The organism is Streptomyces sp. CB01580, assembly GCF_001905795.1.
Classification (GTDB): Bacteria; Actinomycetota; Actinomycetes; order Streptomycetales; family Streptomycetaceae; genus Streptomyces.
In genome coordinates this window covers 54,253-67,645 of the sequence record NZ_LIXJ01000007.1, presented here as the reverse complement: position 1 = coordinate 67,645, position 13,393 = coordinate 54,253, and the positions used below count along the sequence as shown (strand labels likewise).

Below are 13,393 nucleotides of genomic sequence, written 5' to 3'. Positions count from 1 at the left end.
GCCCCACGGTTGCGCGCCGTCAACAGCAGTGGCTGCAGCCGGAGCCGCCGCCTTCACTCGTACATCCGGGCGTGCAGTAGGAGACGCTCGTGATGGCGGGCCCGGCGACGGACCGCTCCACGCCGATCTCCAGGTCGAGGTCGAACAGGTCGGTCTCGACGTCCGGCAGCGGGACGGACTTGATCCCCATGCTGAACTCCTTGCCTCTCGGTGCTGCTTCGGATTCCCTGACGAAAACCGAACGGGCGGTCACGGAACGTGATCCTCGCATCACGATCCATGGCCACCCGCGACTGTTCAATAGGTTCCGGACCGGTTGGCAGTCCTGGCAGTCCAGGCAGGCCCCGCAGGCAGTCCCGCGATCGGGGGCGCCGACGAGCAACCCCGCGCGACTGCGGCCCTTCCCCGGCCGAATCCACGCCCATTACCACGGCGGCCCAGGACACGAAGACCTCCACCACTCCCCCGGCTGAAAAATCACGGATCGTCCCGACGGACAGTGAACCGTTCGGCGCTTTCTTGATACGTACGTGATGTGTGCTCGGACGAAGCTCTGCTATCCGCCGTCGCCCACGGCGACCAGACCGCCCTGCGAACGCTCTACGACAGGCATGCCGGCGCGATGCTCCGACTCATCCGCAGACTCACCTCGGACCAGGGCGTTTCCGAGGAGATCCTGCAGGAGACGTGGCTGGCCGTCTGGCGCTCGGCGGCCGGTTTCCGGGGCGATTCCTCCGTCAGGGGCTGGCTGATGGGTGTGGCCAGACGGCAGGCGCACAATCAACTCCGCAGGTCGCGCCCCCGGTTGACGGACCTGTCGGAGGCGCGGGACGTGGCCGACACCGCGCCGAGCGTCGAGGACCAGGTCGTGGTGGAGTCCGAGCACTCCGCGCTGCGGGCAGCGGTACGGGCGCTGCCCGAGCATCTGCGCGAGGTCCTCGCGCTGGTGCTGTTCGAAGAGATGGCCTACCCGGAGGTGGCCACCGCGCTCGCCATCCCGGTCGGCACCGTCAAGAGCCGGATGTCCCACGCACGCAGGCGGCTGGGCAACATGCTCGCCGCCACGCGGCTGGAAGGATCGGGACAGCTATGAGTGATCACCTCACGGACGACGTCCTGGCGTGTCTGGCACGCGCCGGGGCCGTCGACACGCACCACGACCGGCATCTGGGCGAATGCTCCGACTGCCGCGAGAATTTGGCAGTTTGGCAGAACATCACGTACGCGGTCCGCGCCGAGGCCGAAGAAGCCGTACCCGTACCGTCCTTCGACGACTTGTTGGGGGTCCTGCCCGCCGTCGCGCCGATCGGCACGGCTCCCCATTCCCCCGCCGTCCCCGACGTGCCCGCTGTCCCCTCCGTCCCCGCCGTCGCCCGCTCGGGACGAACACCGGCCACCGCACGGAAACGCTTCGCCGGGCGGAGAAGCGGGTCCGGGACCGGGCCGGAATCCGCCGCGCCCGGTGCCGTGCCGAGCGGCGCGCCCGCATCCGCCGACGCCTCCGTGCCCATGGGCACCGCCGGTCCCGCGCGGCCCTGGCGGACGGCCTGGCAACTGGCCGTCCGGCAACTGGTGCTGATGCCCCGGCTGTGGGCCCCGCTGAGCGCGATCGGGCTGGTTGCCGCCGCCCTGGTCTCCTCGGCACAGATGCAGGAGCGCGTCGGAATACGGCTGTTCGGTGCGGTGGTCGTGCTGTCCGTGCTGTTCGGGGCACTGATCGTGGCCTCCCCCCGCCGGGACCCCCGGCGCGAGCTGCTGTTCACGCTGCCGGTGTCGCCCGCGGCGGTGTTCCTGGCCCGGCTGGCGACGGTCCTGTGCGTGGATCTGGCGCTCGCCATGGTCTGCTCCGCGCTGGTGCGGGGGCCCGGCTGGTGGGCGGTGGTGGCGAGTTGGCTCGGCGAGTCGCTGCTGGCGGCGTCGCTCGCTCTCGCGCTCTCCGTCCGCTTCTCGCCACCGGCGGGCGCGGCGGCGGGGGGCACGCTGTGGTTCCTGGGCGTGGTGGGCGGGCCGCACGGACTGCTCAGCACACCGCTCGACGCGCTGCTGGACGGGCTGCTGTCGACGACGCCGTGGACGCTCGCGGCGGCGGCGGCCCTGCTGGTGTGGGCCGCCCGGGCGATGCGGTCGTTCGGCGAGCACGCGCCGTCGTAGCCCCCGCCGTACGCGGGGCGCGTGCACGCGCCCGTGCCCCGCACCGCCGGTTTTGGCTCCTGGCGTGAACCGTCCCGGGCCGGACCGCTACGTACGGGGGGCAACGGGAGGCCGGGGAACAACGGGAGGAACGGGACCATGACCGCTGTACCGTGGTGGGCCCACGAAGCACGTCGCTGCGGACGGCAGGCGTTCGTGCTGCCGGTTCTCGCGGCGATCACCGCATCCGCGGCCGTGGCCACGGGGTCCGGCACCGGAGTCGTTCTCGACCGGGCGCTGCTCAGTTGCGCGCTCCCCACCGCCACCGCGCTGGCGTGTGCGGCCGTGGTGGCACGGGAGCCGATGCTGGAGCTCCATCTCGCCCTGCCCACCCCCTATCCGCGCACCGTCGCCCGTCGGCTGGCCTGGCCCGCGTCCGTCACGGCTGCCGCCGTCCTCGTCCTGGTGGGGCTGGTGGCGGCCACCGGCCGCCAACCCGGCCCCCTCACCACCCTGCTGGAGCTGTCCGGTCTGTCCGTGCTCCTGAGCGGTGCCGCCGTCTGGGCGACGGCACGGGCGGGGTCGGCGACGCCCGCGACCGGACTGATCGTCGCCGTGGTCCTGGCCAAGCTGCTGCTGGTCGACCGTGTGGTGCCCGAAGGAGCGGCGCAGGCCGTGCCCGCCCTGCTGATCGGGGGCCATCTGTTCTCGCTGGCGCTGCGCGCGCTCCGCCCGGGTGCCCGTTCCGGGGCCCGGCTCGGTCATGGCGACGCCCACCTCGGCCCCCGGGAGGCATGATGACCGCTCTGCTGTGGACCCTTCGCTACGAGGCCCTGATGACAGCCCGCCGAAAGGTGGTCTGGGGCGCCGTGCTGCCCCTGGCCCTGCTGAGCCTGCTGCTGGTGATCACCTCGCCCGTCGTCGGTGGGCAGGGCGATCCCGCCGCCAGGGCCGGAGCGGCGGCGGTGGTCGTCAACACCTTCTGCACCCTCGGCGTGGGCATCGCGCTCGCCGACCGGTTGCGGCGCGGTCTCGAAGCCCGCGGCATGGCCGAGCTACTGACCGCCACTCCCGCGGGGCCGCTGCCCCGCACCGCCGGGGTGCTGGGGGGACCGCTGCTGGCCGCCCTGGCGCCGGTCGCCGGTCTCTATCTGCTGTACGCCACGGTGTTCTCGGTGGCCGGCGGTTCCCCTGGCCCGGTCGTGTCCGGGGTGATCGCGCTGGTCACGGCGGTCGTACCGGCGGCGCTGCTGGTCACCGCCTTCGCCGGTCTCCTGGGCGTGCTGCTGCCGGTGGCGGCGGCACGCGCCGTCACGGTCGTGGTGTGGCTGTGGGCCTGTCACTTCCCACCGGCCTTCTCGCCACTGCCCACGCCGACCGGCACGGTCCTCTCCCCGCTCGGCGGTTATCCACTGGCCGTCTGGGCGCACGCCCCCGAGGTATGGGCCACCCGGCAGGGCAACGGGGCCCTGCGCCCGGCGGTCGACGGCGCGGCGGCGCTGCTGAATGTCGCGCTCGTCCTCGCGATGGCCGCGGCCTGCTACGTGCTGGGGCATCTCGCCGCCCGCACCGGACGACACGGAGCATCATGAACATCACTACGGAACAACTGACAAAAGTCCATCCCGGCGGCCTGTGCGCCTTGGACGCCGTCGACCTCCACATCGAGAGCGGCACCGTCGGGCTGCTGGGTGCCAACGGGGCGGGGAAGACCACTCTGTTGCGCATCCTGACCGGCGTGCTGCGCCCCACCTCCGGGCGCGTCCACGTCGCCGGACACGATCTGTCGACCAGCTCCGGGCTCGCCGCCGTGAAGCGCACCCTGGGCTATCTGCCGCAGGAGCTGTCCTTGTACCCGGACCTGACGGCACGCGAGTTCCTCGACTACATCGGCGTGCTCAAGGGCATCCACGACAGACGTGAACGGCGCCGCCAGGTCGACGAGCGGATCACCGAGGTGGGTCTGTCCGACCGGGCCGGAGAGCGACTGGCCGGCTTCTCCGGGGGGATGAAGCGACGGGTCGGCATCGCACAGGCACTCATGGGCGCCCCGACGGTACTGATCGTCGACGAGCCCACCACCGGACTGGACCCGCATGAACGTATGCGTTTCCGCACGCTGCTCGCCGGCCTCGGCCGCGGTCGCACGGTGCTGCTGTCCACCCACATCCTCGACGACGTGGCCCAGACCTGCCCCGATGTGGCCGTGCTCGCCTCCGGCCGTCTGGTCTTCCACGACTCCACCACCGCTCTGGTCAGTCGGGCCGCGGGCTGCACCTATGTCCACCGACCCACTGGACACGCAGAAGGGCCACCGCCCGGCGCCGAGGTGGTCAGCGCGGTGACCACCTCGACAGGTACCGAGTACCGCATCGTCACGACCTCTCCGCCCGCCGGAGCCCGCCCCGTCGAGCCATCGCTCGATGACGGATACGCCGCTCTTCTCGGCGCCGACGTCCGGACCCACTCCACCAGCATTCCGACAGTGAGGTAGCAGACACATGACCACGCATCGCCGTTGCATCGCCGTCTCGGCCCTGTCCGGTGCGGCACTCCTGGCGCTCACCGCCTGCGGGGGCGGCGGCCTCAGCGAACCGGCCACCACGGACCCCGTACCGCTGCCCAGCCCGACCGCCACCAAGCAGGAGGTCACGGAGAAGAACCTCGGCTACACCTGGCCACTGACCGTCGATCACGCAACCGCCGAATGCCGCCAGGGCGATCAGGCCGTGGTCACCGTCCCCGACGGCACGACATATGCGCTCAACGACCGTGCCCGGGACGCCGGTTACGCAGACATCGCACCGGTGCGACTGTCCGGGGACGGCGGCGGCAAGGTGAGCCTCGGCACTCTGATCAGCAGGACACTGAAACTGTGCAAGGTCGGCCGATGACCGGAGACAGGTGTTCGCAGGCGAGTCACGAGCGTGATCCGACACTGTGTGTCACCCAGTGACCGCGGGACGACCATCACCGGGATCGACGCTACGGGGAACAGCGCCTTGCACCACAGCGAGCAGCAGCACGCATCGACCACCACCGAGCTCCATGTCCTGGCCCATTCGGGACTCAAGCCATACTTCGACCCGCCGAACGCGCTGCTGAGCATACTTCGTTCCGGCCTGGGCCGGGTCGAATTCATCAGCGCCGCCCAGCTGAACGCACCCTGTGGTGCGCTTGACCTGCCGGTGCTGATGCCGGTCACCAGCGAGTTCCAGGCCGAGGAACTGCGTGCGGTGAGAGTGCGGCATCCGTTGTCCCTGCTCGTCGCCGTCACCAACGACATCTCGGGGTATCGGACCTACTACGCGATCCGTTCCGGCGCGAACTTCGTGCTCAACCTCGCCATACCCGGCGAGAGCCAACGCGATCTGCTGTACGCGCAGCTCAGAGCGCATCTCCTGGTCGGCCCCGGCGGCCTCTTCGCCTCTGGCGGTCCTTCCTCCCCCGCTGGGGCGGCCGACACCACCGACGCCGCGGCCGCCGATACGCAGGGGAGCCCGGTGGATCGGGAGGGCCCTTATCGTTGTCGGTTCCATGGCGGAGAGCCGTCAGGGGCGGAGGCCAACCGTGAGGGGGACATACCCGAGCAGCGTCGGCGTTCTGACGCGCCCTCGTACGATGCGGAGCTTTTGCGGCTGCTCTGTACGCCCATCACGGTGGCCGAGATCGCGCGCCGTCACTACTACTGTTCCGAGCGGTCCATGTATCGCCGTATCCGCAGGCTCTACGACGATCTGGGGGTCGGGGGCCGTGCCGAACTGATGTCGTTGGCCACTGTGCTCGGCCCTCGACGCCCGGCGACGGCGCGGGCCTGCTGAGCTGAGGGTTTTCCTGACGGCGTGAGCCTGTTGACGGCATGGGCCGGCTCCATGCGGACGGCTTCGTGTGCGCGCAGTTGCCATGCACCCCGGGGGCGGCCCCCGGGGTGCACAGGGGCCGCTTCCCAGGTCAACGGATGGCTGCGTCGGCCGACTCCAGAAGCTGGAAGAATCCGGCCTCCACGTCCCCGTCGACGGCGAGCCCTGCCAGGGGGCCTTCGTACTGGGTGCGGCCGGATGCCAGTACCTGCACTCTGTCGCAGACCTGGGCGACTTCCGCCAGTTGGTGGCTGGCGATGAGGACCGCCACTCCCTCGCCGGCCAGTGAGCGGATGATTCCGCGCATCTCGCGGATGCCGACGGGGTCGAGGCCGTTGGTGGGTTCGTCGAGAACGATCAACCTCGGCCTGGCGAGCAGGGCGACGGCGATGCCCAGCCGCCAGCGCATGCCGAGGGAGTACGCACCGACTTTGCGGCGGCGCGCGTCGGTCATCTTGACGAGGTGCAGCGCGGGGTCGATCCATTCGGTTGGTACACCGCGCAGTTTGGCATGCAGTTTCAGCGTTTCGTCGGCCGTGAGGTTCGGCCACAGGCCGGGGACCTCGATCAGGGCGCCGACCTCGGCCAATGTCTCGCGTCCGACCGGCCTGCCGAAGATCTCGATGGTGCCCGATGTGGGGCGTTGCAGGCCGAGCAGGGCTTTCATGAGGGTGGTCTTACCGGCGCCGTTCGGTCCCAGGAGGCCGTAGACCTCTCCGGCCTCGACCGTGAGGTCCACGCCGTCCAGGGCGCGGTGGGGGCCGTAGTGCTTGTGCAGGCCTCGGATGGTGAGTGCCGGTGCCGTCTGCGTTTCCGGCCGGGCCGGTGTCGCGGTCATGGTCAGATCTCCTTACGGCGCATGTGCATGCTGCCGACGAGCAGCAGGACCGCGGTCAGCGCGGCGGCGAGGCCCACGGCGAGCGGGATGGCCGACATCTGGGTCACCGGACTGTCCTTGGGCAGCGGCACCCCGTTGGGCCCGATCCCGGCGAGCGGAAGGACCACTCTCATCGGCCAGGCGAACGGGACCGCGTACCAGAAGACCTTGTCCGAGACCAGGGCCCCGCACAGCAGGCCCGCGACGCCCACTCCGATGCTGGGACCCATGCCCCACACCACCGCGACCAGCACCGCAAGCGCTGTCATCGACAGCCCCACCAGCCAGGGCAGGTACACCGCCGCGACCACCGTCCCCATCCCTCCGGGAAAGCGGCCGCCGACCATCGCGCCGAGGGAGAGCATCACGAGCAGCACGGTGGAAGAGATGAACCCCAGAACGCCGAGGGCGGCGACCTTGCCGATGAAGTAGCGCCCGCGCGGCACGCCGTAGGACAGCAGCAGCCGCCAGGCGTCCTGGTCGGCACGGACCGTGAGCGCCGCGGCCAGCCCGGCGGTCATGGGTACCAGCACGCCCCAGAACTCCAGGGTGACGTTCCGGAACACCTCGAAGGTCTGGCCCGCCTTCGCCTCGGAGGAGCCGAGGGCACCGAGAAAGAGCGGGATCGTGATGACGACGGGGGCGAGGAGGTGGTACCAGGGAACGAACCCTCTTTTGTTGCGGGCGAGTTCCGTACTCACCACCGTCGCCAGTGAGGGGTTGTCGCGGCGCCCCGCGAGGGGTGGGGCCGCCATCTCGTACGCCATGTGCACTCCTGCCTGGCCACTGTCCGGTTGCATCAGGTACGTAGCCACGGCCCGCGTCGAGGTTCACGCCCGGGGACGGCGTTGACCCGTTCGGCAGCTGCCGGACAGGTGGCGGACGACTGCCGAACGCCTGCCAATCGTGTGGCCGACGCAGGTGTCCCGCCCCGCCCGAATGGGAGTGTCGTGAGCGCCGCCGGGCTGTGCGCGCACCGGAAGAGGGGCCCGTCCGCCCGGCACGGTCACATCACCGTCAGGGAGGAACACCGATGAAGACACTCCGCCGCACACTCGCCGTCGGGGCCATGGCCCTCACGTTCGCGGGGTTCGCGATCCCCGCTGCCTGCGCCGTCCCGGGCACCGCCCGGTCGGCCGTGACGCGCGAGATCTCCGTCATGAGGACCTGGCATGCCACGGTGCAGTGCCAGATCGTCCGTATCAGTGACAACCACGTCGTCGGGTACGACAGGGCCGACGGCACCGGCAACACCGAGCAGGCGGCCATCAACGACGCGGCGCGCAACATCCCCGTCCCGGCGGGTCATTACAAGCGCCACTGCGACGCCAAGCGCACCTGGTAGCCTCGGGCAAGGGGGCGGAGAGTTTCGCCCCCTTTTGCCATTTTCCCCCCTTCCCTTCTCTCCTTTTGTCCTTCCTTTTCTCATTTCTTCTGACCCTTTCTCTCCGTTGATCCGGGACGTGAGCGATGCCTGAGAACCCGAGTGTCTGGGAAGTGCGGCTGGGTATCTACGCCACTCCGCAGCAAGCCGAAGAGATCAAAGAGCGCATCGCCAGACTGCTCTGTCCCGATCCCGACCACGCCCCGCCGTGCCCGATTCCATGGTCGGTCTCCCTTCGCCACGAGGAGCAGCTGGAGGAGGACGGCTCGTACGCGGAACTGATCGAGCAGGCCGAGGCGGAGAAACACCTCCGCCCGTAGCCCGAGCGCGCCGCCCCGGCCCGGGCGCGGTCCCGCCGCACCATCCGCATGCGACGCGGCCTCAGCCGGGCGCGTGCCGAAGCCACTTGGCCGGACCTGCGCCTCGCCGAGGGGGCCGGTTCCCCATGAGGGCGCGGTTCACAACGGCGCGAATTCGTCGAATGTCGCGCGGGCCTGTGCGGCCGATGGAACCGCGGTGCGCCTGTGTCACAGGGGATCACGAACCACTCACAGACGTTCAAGCGCCCCCAACCATCATGCATTTTCGGTCACACATGACTTCCCTCTCCCTCCCGCACGAGGTTGACTGGGGGATCACGCATGGTGACGCCGCCGCCCTGTTCCCGGGGTGTTTGCCGTCGTGGACCTGCGGGCCCGGTCCCGATGCCCCGAAACCGGCGGAGGAGAGTGAGCAGGGATGACCGTCTTATCGCGCACGGTGACCCTCTGGCCGAAACTGGGCGCCGAAGGGCGGCCCGCCGCTCCCCGCGTACCGGCGCCGACGCACGAATCCGATCAGCTCTCCCCATGCGTATCGTTCATCCGCATTGTCTCGACGAGGGGCACCAATGAGCCAGATCGCGCTGCCAGCGTTTCACATGCCGTTCGAGAGCACCGGATGCAATCCCGGTATCGAGGAGACCAGGAAAGTCGCCTGGGAGTGGGCCGAGTCCCAGGGGCTCGTGCTTTCCCCGACGGCCCGGAAGAAGATGATCCGGACCAGGCCGGAGCTCTGGATCTCCCTCATATTCCCCACTGCTTCGCAACAGCATCTCGATCTCTTCTGCCAATGGCTGTTCTGGGCCTTCCTCGTCGACGACGAGTTCGACGACGGTCCCGCCGGTCGTGATCCCCGGATGTGCGAGGCTGCGATCGACCGGCTGGTGACGGTGCTCGACGGCGGACCGCCGCGCGGTGCCATGGAGCACGCGCTCGTGGACCTGCGGGAGCGGACGTACCGGGGCCGCCCTGCGCACTGGCTCCGGCAGTTCCGCCGGGACACGGTCGCCTGGTTGTGGACCTACTGCGCCGAGGCCGTGGAGCGGGCCGCGGGACAGGTGCCGACCAGGGAGGATTTCGTGAGGCACCGCCGGGACTCCGTGGCCATGCAGCCGTTCCTGGACCTGCATGAGATCACCGCCGGGATCGACCTTCCGGAGTCGGCCCGTGCGCTTCCCGCGTACATCGCCCTGCGCAACGCCGTGACCGATCATTCCGGGCTCTGCAACGACATCTGTTCCTTCGAGAAGGAGGCGCGGCTCGGCTACGAGCACAATGCCGTGCGGCTCATCCAGCGCGAGCGCGGATGCACCCTCCAGGAGGCCGTCGACGAGGCCGGGGCGCAGCTCGGTGGTGTGGCGGAGCGCGTCCGGCGCGCCGAGCGGGAGCTGGTCGAGCAGATCGCGGCGGCCGGGATCGAGGGTTCCACCCGGGTGGCGTTGGAGCGGTGCGTGCGGGACTACCGCGGGCTGGTCCGGGGCGACTTCGACTACCACGCCCGCGCGGAGCGCTACACCCGTCCGGATCTGGTGGAGATCGACGACCGGGAGACGCTGTCCCGGTTCTTCGCCGCCTGACCGGCCGGGCGGGGCAGGCCGGGTGGGCCGGGCCCGGCGATTCAAGCCGGGCTGGTCGGCCCGGGCGGTCAAGCCGGGCGGTCAGGCCGGAACGGGGCCGCCCGGTCCTCCCGGGGCGGCCTCCGCCGAGCCCGGTTCGTCCTCCGTACCGCTCAGCGGCAGCGCTCTCAGGGCCAGCGCCCAGCCCAGCCGGGCCTCGCCGGACTCCGCCGAACGGCCGGTGAGTTCGGCGATCCGGCCGATCCGGTTGAGGACCGTGTTGCGGTGGCAGTAGAGCTGTTCGGCGGCGCGCGCCGCCGAACAGCCGTTGTCGAGCCAGACCCGGAGCGTGTCGAGCAGCGTGTCCCGTTCGGCCGCGGTGTCCAGTACGGAGCCCAGATAGGCGGTGACGAGGCGCTCGGCGATCTCGGGCCGCCCGACGAGCAGGACCTCCGGCAGCCGGTCGTCGAACGCCGCCGCCTCTCCGCTGCCGGCCGGCAGGGTGCGCAGGGCCTGCTCGGCCAGTCGCAGGGCCCGGCCCGACTGGGAGAGCCGGTCGAACTCCGGTGACACCCCGGCGGTCGCCGTGGTGCGGCGGCGCAGCAGGTCGAGCAGTACGCCGGACTCCCCGGCGGCGAGCCGCACGATTCCCGCGTACCGACCGGACCTCGGCCGCCAGAAGGACCAGATGCCGTGGTCGTCGAGGACGGGCGCCGGGTTGGGCGGCGCGGCCGGGTCCTGGGTGGCGACCACGATGACGTACCGGTCGTGGACGGGCACCCCGAGCGCGGCGGCCGCGGCCGAGGCGACGGCCGGGTCGTCCCCGCGCCCGTCGAGCAGGGCTTCGAAGAGGGCGACACGGCGGGTGTCCCGACGGCCCTGCATCTCCAGCTGGGTCAGCCGGTACGACTCCGCCATCACGAGCGAGTAGCGGTCGATGGTCTCCCACACGGCACCCGCGATGTCGAGCTCGGTGTCCGGGTCCGCCCCGTACGCCCGGCCGCCGTCACCGGTCCGGCCCGCCCCGTACGTCCCGTCGGCCCGGTCCGCCGTGTCGCGCCGGCCGGCCCGACCGGTCCTGGACGCCCGCAGATGCTCCGCCATCACCTGCCACATCACCCGGCCGCCGCGCCGGTACGCCTGGAGCACGGTGTCCAGCGGCACGTTCTGTTCCGCTCGTCGCCGCCCCGTCTCCCGGGCCGCGTGCTCGAAGTCGCCCGCGCTGGGCGGCAGTCCGCCGAAGTCCTCCAGCGCCCGCAGCAGATTGTCGCGGCAGATCTCCCACAGGTCGTCGTGGCTGACGGTGGTGCCGGAGGCGTAGGCGTCGCTGTGCGCGTGGATGTCCGCGACGACCCGCCGGGTCAGCTCGTCGATCTCCGGGACCATCGCGACCGCCAGCGCGTGCCGCAGCCCGCCGTCCTCCCCGCCGCGCTCTCCGCCGCTCCTCCGGTCGCCGCCGCGCTCGCCGGGGGGCTCGTTCCGGTTCCGCTGGTTCTCCGCCATGCCAGCAGGTTAGGCCCTTCCTTCGGACGGGCTTTGGACGGAACTTTAGGCGCATGCCTTGCGGCGTACGCACCCGAGGGGCCAATGCCCAGGCAGTCGGTGTGCATGGTGGGCATCTGCACATTGTGCCGGGGTGGGTCGACCGCCGATTCTGAGCTGCACCAGCCCTGTAAACACCATGTTTCCCGGAGCGTGTCATGTTTCTGAGCGTCGCCTCTGTCCTCGGTGAGTCGGCTCGCAGCCACCCCGACCGTGTCGCCGTCGTCGACGCGGACACGCGGCTCACCTACCGGGAACTGTGGGCGCGGGCGCTGCGCTGCGCGGGCGCGCTGCGGGCTTCCGGGGTGCGGCCGGGCGACCGGGTGGCGGTGCTGCTGCCGAACACGGCGGAGTTCCTGTACGCGTACTACGGGGCGCTGGCCGCCGGGGCGACGGTCGTTCCGGTGCACGGGCTGCTGGTGGCCGACGAGGTGGCGTACGTGCTGCGGCACAGCGGTTCGTCGGTGCTGGTCAGCGGTGGTCCGCTGTGGCCGGTCGCGAAGGAGGCGGCGGGTGTTGCGGGAGTGCGGGCCGTGTGCGGCGTGCCGGAGGACGGCGAGCCGCTGCCCGCTCCGGAGCCCGCGGCCCCGGACGGCACCGCGGTGATCCTCTACACCAGCGGGACCACCGGGCGGCCGAAGGGAGCTCTGCTCACCCATCTCAACATCGTGATGAACGCGTCCGTGGTCGCCCACGACCTGCTGGAGCTGGGCTTCGACGACGTCGTGCTGGGCTGTCTGCCGCTGTTCCACAGCTACGGGCAGACCTGTGCCATGAACGCGACGCTGAGGGCGGGTGCGACGCTCGTCCTGATGCCCCGATTCAGCGGGCCGGGCGCCCTGGAGCTGCTGGCCGCCGAGAACGTGAGCGTGTTCATGGGCGTGCCGACGATGTATCACGCGCTCGTCGAGGCGGCGGCGCAGGACTCGGCGGCGCTGGTCGGCGCGACGCGGGGGCTCACCCTGCGCGCGGCCGTCTCGGGCGGCGCCGCGCTCCCCGTCGCCGTGCTCGAACGCTTCGAGGCGACCTTCGCGACGCAGGTTCTGGAGGGGTACGGGCTGACCGAGACCTCCCCCGTCGCCACGTTCAACCAGCCCCGGACCGGCCGCCGCCCCGGCACGGTCGGTCACCCGGTGTGGGGCGTGGAGACGGGTGTCGCGGACGCGGCGGTGGAGGACGCCGTGGTGCTGCTGCCGGACGGCGAGGTCGGCGAGGTCGTGGTGCGCGGGCACAACGTCTTCGCGGGGTATCTCGACGATCCGGAGGCGACGGCCGCCGCCGTGGTCGACGGCTGGTTCCGCACCGGTGATCTCGGGGCGCGGGACGAGGACGGCTTCCTGCGGATCGTCGACCGGAAGAAGGACCTGGTCATCCGGGGCGGCTTCAACATCTACCCGCGTGAGGTCGAGGAGGTGCTCGTGCGCCACCCGGCGGTCGGCGAGGTCGCCGTGATCGGTGTGCCGGACGAGGAGCGCGGCGAGGAGATCTGCGCGGTCGTCGTGACGCGCGCGGAGGCCGGGGCGGTGACGGAGGAGGAGCTGATCGCCTGGGCCCGGGAGCGGCTCGGTCGGCACAAGTACCCCCGGATCGTGCGGTTCACCGACGCCCTGCCCCTGGGCCCGACGGGCAAGGTCCTCAAGCGGGCCCTGACCTCGCCCACTCCCTGAGCGCGCCCACACCCTGACCTCCCCGCCCCCTGACCGGGCCGGCCGGACACCGCCCCC

Annotated in this window: 15 protein-coding genes; 11 read left to right on the top strand and 4 right to left on the bottom strand. The window is 71.1% G+C overall.

The features are described 5' to 3' along the window. Positions 1 to 19: 19 nt before the first annotated feature. On the bottom strand, positions 20 to 190 hold the full coding sequence (locus AMK22_RS13160; protein WP_073784619.1) for a gallidermin/nisin family lantibiotic: 171 nt from the start codon (positions 188 to 190) through the stop codon (positions 20 to 22). Positions 191 to 535: 345 nt separating this feature from the next. Here AMK22_RS13160 and AMK22_RS13155 point away from each other — a divergent pair, with 345 nt between their 5' ends. From AMK22_RS13155 to AMK22_RS40810, 7 genes are all read left to right on the top strand, one after another. Continuing rightward, positions 536 to 1,093, top strand: a complete 558-nt coding sequence (locus tag AMK22_RS13155) for an RNA polymerase sigma factor (protein WP_073784617.1) — start codon at positions 536 to 538, stop codon at positions 1,091 to 1,093. Then, a complete protein-coding gene (locus AMK22_RS13150) occupies positions 1,090 to 2,151 on the top strand; it encodes a hypothetical protein (RefSeq protein WP_073784615.1) in 1,062 nt (353 codons plus the stop codon). The genes AMK22_RS13155 and AMK22_RS13150 overlap by 4 nt, the downstream gene beginning before the upstream one ends. Positions 2,152 to 2,289: 138 nt before the next feature. Then, entirely contained in the window at positions 2,290 to 2,928 is a 639-nt protein-coding gene (locus AMK22_RS13145) for a hypothetical protein (protein ID WP_073784613.1), read from the top strand. Beyond that, complete coding sequence (locus tag AMK22_RS13140; RefSeq protein ID WP_073784611.1) at positions 2,928 to 3,722, top strand: hypothetical protein; 795 nt, start codon at positions 2,928 to 2,930, stop codon at positions 3,720 to 3,722. The genes AMK22_RS13145 and AMK22_RS13140 overlap by 1 nt, the downstream gene beginning before the upstream one ends. After that, a complete protein-coding gene (locus AMK22_RS13135) occupies positions 3,719 to 4,624 on the top strand; it encodes an ABC transporter ATP-binding protein (RefSeq protein WP_073784609.1) in 906 nt (301 codons plus the stop codon). Before AMK22_RS13140 ends, AMK22_RS13135 begins: the two co-directional genes overlap by 4 nt. A 7-nt stretch (positions 4,625 to 4,631) precedes the next feature. Then, on the top strand, positions 4,632 to 5,024 hold the full coding sequence (locus AMK22_RS13130; protein WP_073784607.1) for a DUF2511 domain-containing protein: 393 nt from the start codon (positions 4,632 to 4,634) through the stop codon (positions 5,022 to 5,024). A 108-nt stretch (positions 5,025 to 5,132) separates the two neighbouring features. Beyond that, the gene (locus AMK22_RS40810; protein WP_242433962.1) at positions 5,133 to 5,951 is read left to right on the top strand and encodes a hypothetical protein; all 819 of its coding nucleotides are present in this window, start codon (positions 5,133 to 5,135) and stop codon (positions 5,949 to 5,951) included. Positions 5,952 to 6,081: 130 nt separating this feature from the next. Here the strand turns inward: AMK22_RS40810 and AMK22_RS13120 are convergent, their stop codons facing one another. After that, positions 6,082 to 6,828 carry an ABC transporter ATP-binding protein gene (locus AMK22_RS13120; RefSeq protein ID WP_073784603.1) on the bottom strand — a complete coding sequence of 249 codons (747 nt, stop codon included), beginning with the start codon at positions 6,826 to 6,828 and terminating at the stop codon, positions 6,082 to 6,084. 2 nt (positions 6,829 to 6,830) lie between these two features. Further along, on the bottom strand, positions 6,831 to 7,634 hold the full coding sequence (locus AMK22_RS13115) for an ABC transporter permease (protein WP_073784601.1): 804 nt from the start codon (positions 7,632 to 7,634) through the stop codon (positions 6,831 to 6,833). Positions 7,635 to 7,900: 266 nt separating this feature from the next. On the opposite strand from AMK22_RS13115, the gene AMK22_RS13110 reads away from it, so the two are divergent. The 3 genes from AMK22_RS13110 (at position 7,901) to AMK22_RS13100 (ending at position 10,148) form a co-directional block, all read left to right on the top strand. Next, positions 7,901 to 8,212 carry a DUF4148 domain-containing protein gene (locus AMK22_RS13110; RefSeq protein WP_073784599.1) on the top strand — a complete coding sequence of 104 codons (312 nt, stop codon included), beginning with the start codon at positions 7,901 to 7,903 and terminating at the stop codon, positions 8,210 to 8,212. A 125-nt stretch (positions 8,213 to 8,337) separates the two neighbouring features. Then, complete coding sequence (locus AMK22_RS13105) at positions 8,338 to 8,571, top strand: hypothetical protein (protein WP_073784597.1); 234 nt, start codon at positions 8,338 to 8,340, stop codon at positions 8,569 to 8,571. Between the two features lie 569 nt (positions 8,572 to 9,140). After that, positions 9,141 to 10,148: a terpene synthase family protein gene (locus AMK22_RS13100; RefSeq protein ID WP_424862040.1), complete on the top strand. Its 1,008-nt coding sequence runs from the start codon at positions 9,141 to 9,143 to the stop codon at positions 10,146 to 10,148. Positions 10,149 to 10,229: 81 nt separating this feature from the next. Here the strand turns inward: AMK22_RS13100 and AMK22_RS13095 are convergent, their stop codons facing one another. Continuing rightward, positions 10,230 to 11,630: a PucR family transcriptional regulator gene (locus tag AMK22_RS13095; protein ID WP_242433961.1), complete on the bottom strand. Its 1,401-nt coding sequence runs from the start codon at positions 11,628 to 11,630 to the stop codon at positions 10,230 to 10,232. Positions 11,631 to 11,827: 197 nt separating this feature from the next. On the opposite strand from AMK22_RS13095, the gene AMK22_RS13090 reads away from it, so the two are divergent. Beyond that, on the top strand, positions 11,828 to 13,336 hold the full coding sequence (locus tag AMK22_RS13090; RefSeq protein WP_073784593.1) for a long-chain-fatty-acid--CoA ligase: 1,509 nt from the start codon (positions 11,828 to 11,830) through the stop codon (positions 13,334 to 13,336). Positions 13,337 to 13,393: the final 57 nt, after the last annotated feature.

Bases quoted from the DNA above. Each gene is read 5' to 3' on its own strand.
- AMK22_RS13095 (WP_242433961.1), bottom strand. From the start codon at position 11,630: ATGGCGGAGAACCAGCGGAACCGGAACGAGCCCCCCGGCGAGCGCGGC.
- AMK22_RS13100 (WP_424862040.1), top strand. From the start codon at position 9,141: ATGAGCCAGATCGCGCTGCCAGCGTTTCACATGCCGTTCGAGAGCACC.
- AMK22_RS13105 (WP_073784597.1), top strand. From the start codon at position 8,338: ATGCCTGAGAACCCGAGTGTCTGGGAAGTGCGGCTGGGTATCTACGCC.
- AMK22_RS13130 (WP_073784607.1), top strand. From the start codon at position 4,632: ATGACCACGCATCGCCGTTGCATCGCCGTCTCGGCCCTGTCCGGTGCG.
- AMK22_RS13140 (WP_073784611.1), top strand. From the start codon at position 2,928: ATGACCGCTCTGCTGTGGACCCTTCGCTACGAGGCCCTGATGACAGCC.
- AMK22_RS13120 (WP_073784603.1), bottom strand. From the start codon at position 6,828: ATGACCGCGACACCGGCCCGGCCGGAAACGCAGACGGCACCGGCACTC.
- AMK22_RS13090 (WP_073784593.1), top strand. From the start codon at position 11,828: ATGTTTCTGAGCGTCGCCTCTGTCCTCGGTGAGTCGGCTCGCAGCCAC.
- AMK22_RS13160 (WP_073784619.1), bottom strand. From the start codon at position 190: ATGGGGATCAAGTCCGTCCCGCTGCCGGACGTCGAGACCGACCTGTTC.
- AMK22_RS13150 (WP_073784615.1), top strand. From the start codon at position 1,090: ATGAGTGATCACCTCACGGACGACGTCCTGGCGTGTCTGGCACGCGCC.
- AMK22_RS13145 (WP_073784613.1), top strand. From the start codon at position 2,290: ATGACCGCTGTACCGTGGTGGGCCCACGAAGCACGTCGCTGCGGACGG.
- AMK22_RS13135 (WP_073784609.1), top strand. From the start codon at position 3,719: ATGAACATCACTACGGAACAACTGACAAAAGTCCATCCCGGCGGCCTG.
- AMK22_RS13115 (WP_073784601.1), bottom strand. From the start codon at position 7,634: ATGGCGTACGAGATGGCGGCCCCACCCCTCGCGGGGCGCCGCGACAAC.
- AMK22_RS13110 (WP_073784599.1), top strand. From the start codon at position 7,901: ATGAAGACACTCCGCCGCACACTCGCCGTCGGGGCCATGGCCCTCACG.